We start from the raw sequence: 15,037 nt of genomic DNA on the forward strand, positions 1-15,037 counted from the left end.
GCTGTTCGGGATCAAGGCATCATGCAGCGCTGGTCGTTACGAATTAGCTGGTGTTACGGCTTCGGTCTGCTATTGCTGATCGGAACAGGAGGGTGCCGCAAGGCCGAAGCACCCCCCGACACCCTGTTTGAGACGGTATCGCCACGTCAAACGGGCATTCGCTTCACCAATCGCCTGCACGAAACGCAAGAGTTTAACGTTTTTATCTATCGCAATTTCTATAACGGCGGCGGCGTTGGACTGGGCGATTTCAACGGCGACGGCCGACTGGATGTATTTCTGACGGCCAACCAGGGCCCCAATCGGCTGTACCTGAACCGGGGCAACTGGCGCTTCGAAGACGTTACGGAAAAAGCCGGGGTGGCCGGCACAAAACCCTGGACAACCGGGGTGGCGGTGGCCGACGTGGACGGTAATGGCTGGCTGGATCTATACGTATGTTATGCCGGACCCTTTGCCGATAGCCTCCGCGCCAATGAACTGTACCTGAACCTGGGGCCCGATGAAGCGGGCATTCCGCGCTTTCGCGAAGCCGCCGCCGAACTGGGCCTGGCCGACACCGGCTTTTCGGTCCATGCCGCCTTTTTCGATTATGACCGGGACGGAGACCTGGACGTCTACGTGCTGAACAACTCCATGCGGCCCATCATCAGTCTGGACTTCCGCAACACGCGCCATGAACGCAACCACGAAGGCGGCGACCGCCTGTATCGCAACGATAACGGCCGCTTTGTAGATGTAAGTGCCGAAGCCGGCATCTATGGACCGGAAATCGCTTTTGGCCTGGGGGTAACCGTGGCCGATCTCAACCGGGATGGCTGGCCCGACCTGTACATTTCCAATGATTTCTTTGAGCGCGACTACCTCTATTTGAATCAGGGCGACGGCACCTTCCGGGAAGTTCTGGAAGAGGCCATGGCCTATCTCAGCCTGTCGTCTATGGGCGCAGACGCTGCCGACATCGACAATGATGGGCTACCGGAGCTTTTTGTAACCGACATGCTGCCCGAAGAGGATGCGCGGCTGAAAACTACGACCACCTTCGAAGGCTGGCAGCTCTATCAGACCAAAGTGGAGAACGGGTTTTACCACCAGTTTACCCGCAACACCCTGCAATACAACAACGGAGACGGCACCTTCAGCGAAATCGGTATGTGGGCCGGGGTGGCCGCGACCGACTGGAGCTGGGCCGCGCTGATCTTTGATGCTGATCTGGATGGGTATAAGGATATCTTTGTGGCCAACGGTATCTTCTGGGACGTGATCGATCAGGATTACCTCGAATACCTGTCGGCCGAAGAAACCATGCGGGCGGTCATTCGAGAGGAAGGGGTCGATTACCTGACGCTGATCCGAAGAATGCCCTCCCATCCCCTCCCAAACTACGCCTTTCGCAACAACGGAGACCGCACGTTTACAAATCAGGCGCAGGAGTGGGGGCTCGGACAACCCGGTTTTTCCAGTGGAGCCGCCTACGGGGATCTGGACGGCGATGGCGATCTGGACCTGATTGTCAACGACGTGAACGGGCCGGCGCGCGTCTACCGCAACCAGGCCCGGGAACGATTGGGAAGACGCTTTCTGCAGGTGCAACTGGTGGGCACGCCGCCTAATACTCAGGGAATCGGGGCCCAGGTGACAGTACTGGCAGGAGAGCAGCGCTTCTACCAGGAGCAGATGCCCAACCGGGGGTTCCAGTCGTCCGTGGATCCGGTGCTGACCTTTGGGCTGGGAAGCCTGGACACCGTGGATGCGGTGGTTGTGGTCTGGCCCGACGGCCGCTACGAGATGCGTCGTCACGTAGCCACCAACCAGCGGCTGGTCTTCCGGCAGGAAGAGGCCCTGGTCGGTCAGCCTGACGAGCCGCTGGTCCCGGCACGGGCGAGGCCCCGCTTTGTAGAGGTTACCGAACGGGTTGCCCTGCATTACCGCCACCAGGAAGATGCCTTCGTGGACTTTCTGCGCGAAGGACTCATGCCCTGGATGCGTTCCCGTGAGGGGCCGCGTGTGGCCGTAGGGGATGTAAATGGCGACGGGCGTGACGATTTCTATCTGGGAGGAGCCAAAGGCTTTCCGGGAGCGCTTTTTGTCCAGCAGCCTGATGGTCGGTTCGCACGCACCAATGAGGCCCTGTTTGCCGTGGATGCGCTCTCCGAGGATATAGGCGCCGTGTTTTTCGACGCGGATGGGGACGGGGATCTGGACCTGTACGTGGTCAGTGGTGGCAATGCTTACGCCCCCCGGGCCCCGGCCCTCCAGGATCGGCTGTACCTGAACGATGGGCAGGGACGCTTCCGAAAGGCTGTAAACCACCTGCCGCGCATTCGCAGCAGCGGCGGACCCGTAGCAGCGGCCGACTATGATGGAGACGGCGATGTCGATCTGTTTGTGGGAGGACGCGTTGAGCCCTGGTTCTATGGCCAGGCGCCGGAAAGCCTGCTGCTACTTAATAACGGGCAGGGACGCTTTACCAACGTCGCCGATGCGCAGGCACCGGGTCTGTCCCGCGTAGGCATGGTGACCGACGCGGCCTGGGCGGACTTTGACGGCGACGGACAGCTTGACCTGCTCGTCGTGGGCGAATGGATGCCACTCACGATCTTCCGCAATACCGGAAACGGTCGGCTGGAACGCTGGGAGCTACCCGACCTGGCCACCACTTCGGGCATCTGGCACCGCGTAGCGGTGGCGGACTTCGACGGCGATGGTGATCCAGACTTTATCGCGGCAAATCTGGGGCTGAATACGCCCCTGAAAGCGTCTCCGGAGACACCGCTTCGGCTTTTTGTGAAGGACTTTGATCAAAACGGCTTTGCGGATCACCTGTTGGCCCGTCCCGAAAGCACCGCTGTTGGATGGCGGCACCGTCCCCTGAACCTGCGCCGCGAACTGCTGGGCCAGTTGCCTTTTCTCCGCGCCCGCATTCCTTCGCATGCCGCCTATGCGCGCATGATGTTAGAAGATTTTCTACAACCAGAGGAGCTGGAAGGCGCAGTGGTGCTGGAGGTGCAGGAATTGCGCAGCCTGTACGTAGAAAACCGCGGAAACGGACGTTTCCGACTGCATCCACTGCCGGCTGAAGCCCAGTGGGCTCCGCTTTACGGGTTGCTGGTGGATGATTTTGACGGGGATGGTCATCTGGATGTGCTGGCCGGAGGCAACTTCCGGTGGGCGCAGACAGGACTTGGCCTGATGGAAGCGATCTACGGCCTCTGGCTCAAAGGGGATGGACAGGGACATTTTGCGGTGATACCGCCGCGCGACAGTGGCTTTTTTGTGCGCGGTGAAGTGCGGGATCTGCAGCAACTTGCGCGTCCCGGCCAGCGTCCGCTGATTCTGGTGGCCCGTAATGACGACACGCCTCGGTTTTTTGTAGTGCTTCCGTAGAAACGATGCGAAAAACCTTCCTGCTGCTATGGCTGGCAGGCCTGGTCGCCTGTCGACCTGATGAACCTCCGCTATTTGAACAAGTGGATCCCGATCAAACGGGCATCACCTTCGTCAACGAAGTGCCCATCGACACCGCCTTTAACATCATCAATTACATGTACTACTATGACGGAGCAGGGGTGGCAGCAGGTGACTTCAACGGCGATGGCTGGCCCGACCTGTACTTTGTGGCCAACCGGGGCCCTAATCGGCTGTACCTGAACCGGGGCAACTGGCGCTTCGAAGACGTTACGGAAAAAGCCGGGGTGGCCGGCTCCGGCAACTGGAACACCGGCGTGGCTGTGGCCGATGTCGACGGCAACGGATGGCTTGATCTCTATCTGGTTACGTTCAGCAACTACCTGGATCGCACCGGACGCAATCAGCTCTTTCTGAATCAGGGGCCGGACGCCGAAGGAATCCCGCGTTTTCGGGAGGCAGCCGCCGAGTTCGGGCTGGATATTGCCGCCTATGGGTCGCAGGCCGTGTTTTTCGACTATGACCGCGATGGGGATCTGGACCTGTACCTGCTGAACCGAGCGCTTCATACAGAAGAAAGCTTTGGCCCGGCCGAACGACTCCGCCATCGCTTTGATCCAAACGCCAGTGATCGTCTGCTGCGCAACGATAACGGACACTTTGTGGATGTAACGACCGAAGCCGGGATTGTGGATGGGCTGATCGGGTATGGCCTGGGCGTGGTCGTGAGCGATCTGGATCAGGACGGCTGGCCCGATCTGTATGTGGCCAACGACTTTCACGAGGACGACCGGATCTATCGCAACAACGGCGACGGCACCTTCACGGACGTGCTGCGCACCGCTACGGCCTACACCTCGCAGGCGTCTATGGGAGTGGATGCCGGCGACGTCGATAACGATGGGCTGCCGGACCTGGTCGTGCTCGACATGATGCCCTTTGATCCGGCCATTTTCAAAACAGCCGATGGGCCCGAATCGTTTGAGTTGTTCCAGCGCAAGCGACAGTTCGGGTATCACCCCCAGTATCCGCACAACGTGCTGCTTCGTAACCTGGGCGCCTGGCAGTTCGTGGACGTGGCCTTTCAGGCAGGGGTGGCGGCTACCGATTGGAGCTGGGCCGCGCTACTGGCCGACCTGGACAACGACGGCTATCAGGATCTCTTGGTCACCAACGGCATCTACCACCGACCGAACGACCTGGACTATATCCGCTATGTAGGACAGCCCGAGGTGCAACAAGCCCTGGCGCAGGGGCTCTCGCCGGAACTGCTCAAAGAGCTGCTTCGCCATATGCCCCGGGTGCCCCAGCCCAATTTTGCATTTCACAACAACAGAGATGGCACGTTTACCAACCGAGCTCAAGCATGGGGGCTGGGACGACCGGGTTTCTCAACCGGGGCCGTATATGTGGACCTGGATCGCGATGGGGATCTGGACCTGGTCACCAACGAAATCAACGCGCCCGCTGCTGTCTACCGCAACCATGTCCGCGAGCGGACGGGGGCGCACTACCTGCGGCTTGTGCTTGAGGGAGAGGGGATGAACCGACTGGGCATCGGGGCCCGGGTAACCCTGCACTACGGAGACAGCCTGCAACTGCGCGAGCAGCAGCCTGTGCGCGGCTGGCTCTCTTCAGTCGAGCCGGTGCTGCACTTCGGGCTGGGCACCCGTGCGCAGGTAGACTCGGTAGTGGTCGTCTGGCCCGATGGCCGCTGCGAGGTGCGTCGGAACGTGGCAGCCGATCAGACGCTGGTCTTTCGGCAGGCCGATGCGCAGCAGCGATGTCCGTCCCCACCGTCTGCGCCTCTCCTTTTCCAGGATCTGACGGAGAGGGCGGGACTCCCGTACCGCCATAAGGAAAATGCCTTCGTAGACTTCACGCGAGAGCCGCTGCAACCGCACCGGCTTTCGCGGGAAGGGCCTGCGCTGGCCGTAGGTGACGTGAATGGAGATGGGCTGGGGGATGTTTTTCTGGGAGGAGCTAAGTGGCAGCCTGCCCGGCTGCTGGTGCAGCAACCCGACGGAACATTTCAATCGACTAACGAAGCGCTCTGGGAGGAGGAAAGCCGCTACGAGGATGTAGATGCCCTCTTCTTTGATGCCGATGGCGACGGCGATCTGGACCTGTACGTGGTCAGTGCAGGCAACGAGTGGTGGGGCCAGGCCGAAGCGCTGCGGGACCGGCTCTATCGCAATGACGGCCACGGACGGTTTGTCCGGGATGAGCAGGCGCTTCCTGATCTGTTTGCAAACGGGTGCTGCGTGCGCGCGGCCGACTACGATCGCGATGGCGATCTGGATTTGTTCGTAGGCGGACGGGTCGAGGCGCGTCGCTACGGAGAAGATCCCCGCAGTTACCTGCTGGAAAACCAGGGAAATGGCACCTTCGTGGATGTTACCGAAACACGGGCGCCTGCGCTGGCCCGCGTGGGGATGGTGACCGATGCCGCCTGGGGCGACTTCAACGGTGATGGACGGCTCGATTTGCTGGTGGTGGGCGAGTGGCTGCCCCTGACGTTGTTCTTCCAGGAGCAGAATGGTCGGCTGACGCCCGTTTATCTGGAAAATACCGAGGGGTGGTGGTTCAGCGTGCAGGTAGCCGACCTGGATCGCGACGGGGATCTGGACTTTGTAGCTGGCAATCTAGGGCTGAACGCGACGCTGCAGGCAACCCCTGAGCGACCTGTTCAGCTTTATCTGCACGACTTCGATCAGAACGGCCATCCTGATCCCCTGTTGGTCGCATACTGGGGAGAGCAAGCCTATCCGGTAGCGACCATTGATCTGCTGGCGCGACGCTTTCCGGCGCTGGGCCGGCGGTTTGCCAGCTATCATGACTGGGGCGCCCGAACCCTGGCAGAGCTTTTTGGAGAGGAGGCTGTGCAACAGGCAACCATTCGGCGGGCCTATACTTTTGCATCGGTCTGGGCCGAAAATGACGGGCAGGGCCATTTCACGCTCCATGTGCTGCCCGAGGCAGCGCAATGGTTTCCGGTGCGCGCGCTGCTGGTAGCCGATCTGACCGGAGACGGTCGGCTGGATGTCATAGCAGCCGGTAACTTTGACGAGGCCAATCCAGCGTTAGGACACTATGGCCACGGACCGGGCGTTGTGCTGGTGCAGCAGGCGGCGGGAGCCTTTACAGCCTTACGGCCTGGCACTTCGGGGCTGGTGCTACGTGGCCAGGTGCGCCACCTTGCCTGGCTGCAACGTCCGGAGGGAGGGCAGTGGCTGCTGGTAGCACGTAACGATGCCCCGCTTCAGGTTCTGGCAGTGCATACAAAGCGAAAAGCACCGCTGGAGGGAGCTGCCCCCTCGGCCGGCCTGTCGGAAGGAGACCCATCCAGGTTGCAGACATATTGATCCAGGATTGTCTGGGAGAGCGGGCAAGGCTGCGTGCAGTTTTAGAGGAGCTTTGCAGCCGGACAGATGCCGGGGTAGAGGAGAGCGTTCTGGTAAGCCAGATTTTTTTGATCCAGGCTATTTTGAAGATTCTATCAAAGAAGTGGAGGAGGTTGGAGGCCAGAATGCACTTTTGTTAAAATTATTTGAAGCTTGAATAAATTAAAATGATTAATTAATTTCTTTCGCGAAATCTTGAAAACCAACATGAGGCATCCATGAAACGCGCGCTACGAACCCTGGGCACGCTGCTACTGGTCGGCTGTTGGACGGCTGGAGCATGGGCTCAGACCGGTAAGATCACCGGTCGCGTGGTTGATGCCCGTACAGGAGAGCCTCTGCCTGGAGTGAACGTGGTCATTGAAGGGACCACGATGGGTGCTACGACTGACATTGAGGGCTACTATACCATCATCAATGTGCGTCCGGGCACCTATACCCTTCGCGCCTCTTTTGTGGGCTATGTGCCGCAGGTGGTTGAAAATGTGCAAGTTGACGTGGGGTTGACCACAGAAGTGAACTTTACCCTGCAGGAGACGGCGATTGGGCTGGAAGAGGTTGTGGTGCAGGCTACGCGGCCGATTGTGCAGCCCGATGTTTCTGCCAGCATTGTCAACATTGATGCAACGGTGATTGAGGCCCTGCCGGTTGCCACCGATGTGGTGCAGGTAATCGGGTTGCAGCCCGGGTTTGAGCCAGGGCTCGTGGTGCGCGGCTATGGAGGCAACCAGATTGCCTTTTTGCTTGACGGGATGAACCTGGCCGATCCGCGCACAAACGCTCCCTTCACGGGCGTCAGCTTTACGGCGGTAGAAGAAGTGCAGGCGCAGACTGGAGGCTTTACGGCCGAGTATGGGAACGTGCGCTCCGGACTCATTAATGTCGTGATGAAGGAGCCGCGCACGAATCGCTATACCGTTGATCTGATTCTGCGGTACGCACCCCCTCAGGCGAAAACCTTCAATGGCACGCCGAACGATCCAGATGCTTTCTGGGTGCGGCCGTATTTCGATCCGGCGGTGGCCATGATCGGCACGGATGCAGCCTGGGATGACTGGACAGAAAATCAATTTCCGGACTTTGAGGGATGGCAGGCTGCAGCGGCAGCGTATCCGGCCAATAATGATAGTGACCCCAGCAATGATGTAACGCCGCAGCAGTTGCAGAAGGCCTATGAATGGATGATTCGCAAGAATAATCGCATCGACGATCCAGACTATCAGATTGACGGTACCATTACAGGGCCCGTCCCGGGTCTTGGGCCTTCTCTGGGAAATTTACGCTTCCTGATCTCCCATCGGCGCACGCAGACGGCTTTTGTCATTCCGCAGCGTCGGCGGGCCTATCAGGATTACACCACGCAGGCCAAGTTCGTCTCCGATGTTGCGGCAGGAGCTAAACTGGAACTGGTAGGGCTCTGGTCGAAGCGAAAAGGACTGGTGCGTCCGGTTTCCATTGCCGATGGGGCCACAGCCGACATGGTAGATGGAAGCACGCCCGTCTATCCATGGGATGGACGTAATTACCTGGAAAATATGATTTTTGCCGGAGGGGAAGGCATTGAGGACCATGTCGCTCGCGCCGCCCTTTTCGGTGACTGGGTCATCAACCCGATGGATATTAACTATACGCTTTATGGCGCCAAGTTTACGCATGCTCTGACGCCCAATACGTTCTACGAGGTGCAGCTGCAACGGGTGCAGACCGAGTACCTGACCGGTCATATTCCCTACCGAAAGCCCGATCCTGTTGTCTGCGTAACTCCCGAACCAGCCATTCGGCCCATCGACGATCCAGCCTGCCAGGCGCCCAATGTGATCCGGTTGAATGAGGCGCCGTTCGGCTATGAGCCTAAGGGAATGCAGGATGGCCTGAGCGCTAACGGCCTGCGCATCGGGGGGCATGGAGGTGTTGCCTATGATACGTCACAGGTATCCCGCTGGGTCTTTGGCGCTTCGGTGACCAGCCAGCTTAACCGCTACCTGCAAGTAAAAGGAGGTGTTGAGTTCCATGTAAGTGACTACAACATGAATTATGGCGAAGACGATCCGTTCTTTGTGCATCATGCCAATCCGAAATATCGCTGGCATCGAAAGCCCCAGCAGGGAGCTGCGTATCTGCAGAGCAAGCTGGAATTCAAAGGACTGATTGCGAACCTGGGCGTTCGCCTCGACTACTTCAACCCGAGCGGCAGGTGGTATGTCTACGAGCCGTATGATCGCGCCTTTACGCCGGTAATCGGAGCGGACAAAATCGATGAGGTGCTGCCCCGAGAGCCGGTCAAAAAACAATTCACGCTGAGCCCACGGCTGGGAATTTCCTTTCCGGTTTCAGAAAACAGCAAGCTGTACTTCAACTATGGGCACTTCCGACAGATGCCTGATCCCGTTCCTCTGTTTGAAGTCGAAAAAGTCTCCAGTGGAGCGGTAGGGCGCATTGGTAATCCCAATCTACCGTTGCAGAAAACCGTTGCCTACGAGCTGGGCTTCGAGCAGAACCTGTTCGACATGTTTCTGCTCCGCATCGCTGGCTACTACCGCGACGTGTCGCTGCAGGCGCGCAATATCAACTTCGAAAGTATTGACGGGGAGGTAGACTACTGGGTGGCGCGGCCCTGGAATTATGGCGATGTGCGCGGTTTTGAAATTTCCATCGCCAAAAACCGAGGGCGCTGGATTCAGGGCTTTATCAACTATACCTACATGTCCCGTAAAGCCGGGAATTTCGGCTTTACCTACAACTATGAAAATCCGGTTCAGCAACAGCAGTATCTGCTGACAACTGTGGACCATTATCAGAGCAAGCCGATTCCTGAGCCGTTTGCTCGTTTTAATCTGGATTTTGTCACGCCCGAAGATTACGGCCCGAACTATAACGGCTTTCGACCCCTGGCTGGATGGCGCCTGAGTCTGCTGGGGGAATGGCGGGCCGGGCAGGTGCTCACGTGGACCGGCCAGCAACTGGTGGAAGGAATCAGTCCGGTCCGGGGCATTGAGCACAACGTGCGCTGGAAGGACTATTACAACTTCGATCTACGCCTGAGCAAAACATTTACGACCGATCTGGGCGAGGTGCAGTTCTTCATGGATGTAACCAACGTCTTCAACATTCGGCACATGAACCGCTGGAGCGGTTTTACCGGGCCGGACGATCTGCGAGATTATCTGCAGTCGTTGCATCTGCCTGCAAGCACGTTTGAAGGACTGGACAGCCCGCCCTATCTATTCGTGCCAGGTAACGACCGTCCGGGAGATTATCGAAAGCCCGGGGTTGAGTTTGTGCCCATTGTGGTGTGCCCGCCTTCAGGCTGCACGCCGGTGGTTGGCTCCAGCGACGACCCCAACGATCCTACGCGACCGCTGTACTACCAGAACGGTACGTACTATCGCTATAACGGAAGCGAATTCGTCGAGGCCGACCCTGACTTTGTCAAGAAGGTGCTGGAAGACAAGGCATACATCGACATGCCAAACGCCGACTTCTTCACCTTCTTCAATCCGCGTCGCGTATTCTTCGGGCTTCGGATTTCCTTCTGAGCGCCACGTAAACAACCGAGCTGCGATATGAGCACGTTGATGCCCAAACGCACGGCAGCCCGCCAGGGATATTGGCTGAGTGTTTGTCTGGTGATGCTTCTGGTCGCCGCACCGGCTCAGGCTCAGTGGAGCACGCGCTGGCTGGCTATTGGACGCCTCCAATCTCCTTATCTGGGCGGCGGCGCTGAGCCAGAAAACATGGCAGGGATTGGCAACAACGGAACGTACACCTGGCCCGGCCACCTGATCGGTACCTACTGGGGACACTGGCGAGGCCTCTGGATCAGCGCGCAGAACTGGCGCTCGCCGGACGGACAAACGTTCCCGGTGCGCATTGAGCATATTGGCCCGCGTTTTAATGGACTGGGAGAATACTTCCAGGATGTTATCAAGCTGGTCTACAAGTTTGAAGCACCGGAAGTGCTGGTGGACGGACTGAAGTCTTTTGACAAACCGGCCGTCCCCGACGAAATCGATCCGAACATCCCGTCTGATGCCATGGTCGAAAACATTGCGCATACGGCCATGGGCATTGAAGTGCGCCGCCGGGCCTATCAGTTCAGCAACGAACAGCACCAGGATTACCACATCATTGAGTACGTCTTTACAAACACCGGCAATGTGGACGAAGATGAAGAGATCGAACTGCCCGATCAGACGCTCCAGGACGTTTACTTCACTTTCTTCTATCGTAACAAAACAAACGCACCAGCCGGCGCCTGGGACAACAGCCATGGAGGAGCTGCGTGGGGCAAGTACACGATGAACGATGCCCTGGTGCCGGACTGGGAAGACATGCCGGGCGAACAGTTCAGTGAGCGGTTTGCCCGAGACTATGAATTCTGGAAAGATCATGCGGCCCAGTTTTCCTGGCTGGGGCACGTGCCCGACCAGACCAACTTCAACACAATTGGCAACCCGATGTGGTTTGAGCTCCAGCCCTGGATTGCGCACATCGGCGGCGATACAACGGGGCGCCTGGGCGGAGCAGCCATGTTCGGTACGCTGACCGTTCACGCAGACCGCTCGGCCTCCGATGAGTCGCACGACGAAGGTCAGCCCCGCATGATGGACATCCTCGATTCGGACGATGCCGACCTGACCAGCCGTAACGATCACAATGATATCAGCCAGATGCAATTTGAGCGAGACTGGCTGGTAGATGGCACAAAAAGCGGAGCGGGCCCTCCTCGCTACAACGACCAGAAGCCACCGCATGCGTGGCGCATTCAGCCAGATGGCGATTTTGCCCGTCAAACCGCACCGCCACAGCCCAGTGAAGGGGGCTATGGATTTGTGCAAAGCTTCGGTCCCTATACGCTGGGCCCCGGCGAAAACGTACGGATCGTAATCGCCGAAGGAATTGCCGGTCTGAACGATAAGCTTGCGTATGCCCTGGGCCGCTGGTATAAACAGCAGGTCCGGCAGTTGGGCCGTGACGCGGCCGACCAGGCCATCTTCTACTGGAATCCCACCACCAATACCTACTGCAACGAAGGCGAACCGGGATGCGTCGGCATGACCAAGAACGACTGGGTCATGACCGCCCGCGATTCTCTCTTCCAGCTCTTTGATCGAATTCTGGAAGTCTGGAACAACGGCATGCAGGTGCCCCAGCCACCCAGGCCCCCACGGCGATTTGTGGTAACCTCAGGCACCGACAAAATCACGCTGGAATGGGAGACCTATGCCGGGGAGCCCGATCCGGTAAAATGGGAAATCTGGCGAGCACAGAACTATTACTATGGCATTCCGCTTCCGGATAGCTCGACCATCTATCAGAAAATTGCCGAATTGCCTGGAAATGCCCGGTCCTACACGGATACAGAGGTAACCCGTGGGGTCAATTATTTCTACTACATCCAGGCGGTCGGCAGCAACGGACTGAAAAGCAATCGGTATTGGACGCAGACCTACCTGCCTGCCGTGCTGCGCAGGCCGCCTGGCGCCTCGCTGGATGAAGTGCGGGTCGTTCCCAATCCCTACGTGCTGGAAGCTGAGTTGGGCGTGCGTTTTCCGGACATTCAGGACAAAATCGCCTTCTATGGCCTCCCGCCGCAGGCGACTATTCGCATCTACACAGAGCTTGGCGAGCTGGTGAAGGTGATCGAACACACCGATGGCAGTGGCGACGAATTCTGGGATCTGACGACTTCGTCGCGTCAGGTGGTGGCAAGCGGTATCTACTTCGCCGTTATCACCGACAACGAGACAGGGGCACAGACAACCCGAACCATTGTGATTATTCGCTAACTGATTTGTATAAAAATTGATCTGTTAACGTTATGAAACGACTGCTGCATATAAGCATGGGCTTATTGCTGGGCGCCTGCCTGGCTGCAGGCCGCCAGCTTCACGCCCAGGATACCGGTCCGGTTACAGAGATTGAAACCAAAAAACTTGCGCAGACCGGGTTCAAGTTTCTCAGCGTCTCACTCGATCCACGGGCGGCTGCGCTGGGAGACGCGCTTACAGCTCGGGATGACAATGGCTCGCTGTCGCTCTTTTATAATCCGGCCGGAATGGCGTACTTCGGGCAGACCTTCCACTTTGCAGTAGGCCAGACGCAATGGATCAACCATACCGACTACAATTACGCCAGCTTGGCGTACCGGCCGGCCGATGGGCAGTACGGGGTGATTGGGCTGAGCATTGTGGCGGTCAGCTACCCGGCGGTCCTTAAGACCATCTTTGCCACCAATGAGCAGGGATACGAAGAGCAGGGAACGTACAGTCCCAGTGCCCTGGCCATTGGCATTGGCTATGCCCGGGCGATTACCGATCGCTTTGCCGTTGGCGGCCATGTCCGTCTGGCCCGTCAAGACCTGGGTTCTGCGCAGGTCGGGCTGGACGGTCGAGCTCAACGGTACGCGAAGTCGACCGTTTCGGTAGATTTTGGCGTGCTCTATCGCACAGCGCTCCAGAGCCTGACCTTTGCAATGAGCGTGCGTAACTTTTCGCGCGAGCTCACCTACGTGGAAGAAAGCTTTGAACTGCCGCTGACTTTTCAGATTGGAGCTACCTATAACTTGATGGACCTGGTAGCGCCGGGCAATACCCTGCATGCCCTCTGGCTTAACGTCGAAGCCGTTCGCCCCCGCGACTACCCAGAACAGATCAAGGTGGGCGCAGAATATGCGTTCATGGATCTGCTTTTCTTGCGGGCTGGCTACGTGAACCCAACCGATGAGCAGGGCTTCAACCTGGGAGCCGGGGTGCGGCTGAGCACCCGGAGCTTCCGCATTGGCGTGGACTATGTCTACACTTCCTTTGGCATCTTCGATAACGTGCATCGGCTGGGATTGCAACTGGCCTTCTGAAACGCGGCCCAGAAGAGCGCTGAAGCATTCCAGGCCCCGGAAATCGAAAACAACGATTTTCGGGGTCTTTCCTGTTGTATATTCCAGGACAAAAATGCATAGTCGTGCTGCGGACGCTCGTATACGGAGGACTGGTGGGGGTCTTGGTGCTTCTGGAAATGGGCTGTGGGGAAAACAATCCCATGCCTGCTTCCTCCTCGTTGCTGCCGGCGCAACAGCGCGCGCCATTGCAGCAGGCATGGCAGGCCTATGAGGCAGGGGATTATCACCGAGCCATGCGGCTGGTGGATAGTCTGCTTGCCCAGGAAGCTGTTGCCGAAGCCTATTTCCTGAAGGGGCGCATCCTGCTGGATGCCAATGCCTTTGAGAAAGCAATTGCGGCGTTTCAGCAGGCTCGGGTGCGTGATCCTCTGCTGCGGGGCGTCTATTTTCAACTGGGACACGCGGCCTTTCTGCAGGGCGCCTACCGAAAAGCCCTGGACTATTATCTGAAAGAACTGGAACTGATCCAGGCGTCGGCAGAGCGCTCTTATGAGTCGCAGGCCGAACGAAACGTGCTGGCAGCCATTTACCGCCAGGCCGGCCGCGCCTGTTTTCTGCTCGACAGCCTGGAAGCAGCGCGCCGGTTCTACATGCAAGCACTGGCAGCGGATTCCACGGAGAGCGAAACGTATCGCTGGCTGGCTGAGCTAGAAGAGCAGGAAGGCCGGCTGGCGCAGGCGCTAACGTTTGCAGAGAGGGCGCTGCAGTTAAACCCCGGTCATCTGGACAACCTCTATGCTTTTGGGCGTCTTCTGCTGCAAAACGGCTACCTGCAAGACGCTGTGCATTTCTTGCGACTGGTGCTAGCGCGTTATCCCCTGCATCGCGGCGCCAACTACAATCTGGGACGGGCCCTGATGCGGCTGGGCGAGCGCGAGGCCGGGCAATTCTTTCTGGAGCGGGCGCATCGGATTCAACAGCTTAGCGGAAAAATAGGCCAGGCGCGCCTGAACGCCTACCAGAGCCAGAGCGCCCGCCCCTGGCAAGAGCTGGCGACGCTTCTGATGCAGGCCGGGCAATACGAGGAAGCGCGAAAGGCCCTGGACGTGGCTATTTTCTGGGATCCCGACAACCTGGCGCTGCAGAATGACCGCGCCAACCTGGCGTTGCTGCTGGGCGACACGCTGGACGCGGTGCGCCGCTACTATCAGGTGCTACAACGCGACTCGACGCTGGCCGACGTCTGGTTAAACCTGGGGGTCGTGCTGGCAGCGCAGAAACACTACGAAGCAGCCCGCCGCGCCTGGCTTCAGGCCTTGCACTATCGCCCGAATGATGATACCTTGCGACAGTATCTCGCCGAACTGGAACATCGGAAGTGACTTCT

At 58.5% G+C, this 15,037-nt stretch carries 6 protein-coding genes; all 6 read left to right on the forward strand.

Going from position 1 to position 15,037, the window contains the following annotated elements; translation table 11 throughout:
- Positions 1 to 21: 21 nt before the first annotated feature.
- The 6 genes from BUA15_RS11280 to BUA15_RS11310 all read left to right on the forward strand — a co-directional run bounded on the left by BUA15_RS11280 (position 22) and on the right by BUA15_RS11310 (position 15,032).
- Positions 22 to 3,387: a VCBS repeat-containing protein gene (locus tag BUA15_RS11280; protein WP_072716097.1), complete on the forward strand. Its 3,366-nt coding sequence runs from the start codon at positions 22 to 24 to the stop codon at positions 3,385 to 3,387.
- A gap of 5 nt (positions 3,388 to 3,392) precedes the next feature.
- Positions 3,393 to 6,773, forward strand: coding sequence for a VCBS repeat-containing protein (locus BUA15_RS11285; protein WP_072716098.1), 3,381 nt, complete (start codon positions 3,393 to 3,395; stop codon positions 6,771 to 6,773).
- 257 nt (positions 6,774 to 7,030) lie between these two features.
- Complete coding sequence (locus BUA15_RS11295; protein WP_072716100.1) at positions 7,031 to 10,348, forward strand: TonB-dependent receptor; 3,318 nt, start codon at positions 7,031 to 7,033, stop codon at positions 10,346 to 10,348.
- Positions 10,349 to 10,375: 27 nt separating this feature from the next.
- Positions 10,376 to 12,601, forward strand: coding sequence for a fibronectin type III domain-containing protein (locus BUA15_RS11300; protein WP_245772026.1), 2,226 nt, complete (start codon positions 10,376 to 10,378; stop codon positions 12,599 to 12,601).
- Between the two features lie 32 nt (positions 12,602 to 12,633).
- Positions 12,634 to 13,668, forward strand: coding sequence for a PorV/PorQ family protein (locus BUA15_RS11305; protein WP_072716101.1), 1,035 nt, complete (start codon positions 12,634 to 12,636; stop codon positions 13,666 to 13,668).
- Between the two features lie 104 nt (positions 13,669 to 13,772).
- A complete protein-coding gene (locus BUA15_RS11310) occupies positions 13,773 to 15,032 on the forward strand; it encodes a tetratricopeptide repeat protein (RefSeq protein WP_072716102.1) in 1,260 nt (419 codons plus the stop codon).
- Positions 15,033 to 15,037: the final 5 nt, after the last annotated feature.

The organism is Rhodothermus profundi (assembly GCF_900142415.1).
GTDB classification, from domain to species: Bacteria; Bacteroidota; Rhodothermia; order Rhodothermales; family Rhodothermaceae; genus Rhodothermus; species Rhodothermus profundi.

Coding starts and splice junctions, on each gene's coding strand:
- BUA15_RS11280 (WP_072716097.1), top strand. CDS start 22: ATGCAGCGCTGGTCGTTACGAATTAGCTGGTGTTACGGCTTCGGTCTG.
- BUA15_RS11285 (WP_072716098.1), top strand. CDS start 3,393: ATGCGAAAAACCTTCCTGCTGCTATGGCTGGCAGGCCTGGTCGCCTGT.
- BUA15_RS11295 (WP_072716100.1), top strand. CDS start 7,031: ATGAAACGCGCGCTACGAACCCTGGGCACGCTGCTACTGGTCGGCTGT.
- BUA15_RS11300 (WP_245772026.1), top strand. CDS start 10,376: ATGAGCACGTTGATGCCCAAACGCACGGCAGCCCGCCAGGGATATTGG.
- BUA15_RS11305 (WP_072716101.1), top strand. CDS start 12,634: ATGAAACGACTGCTGCATATAAGCATGGGCTTATTGCTGGGCGCCTGC.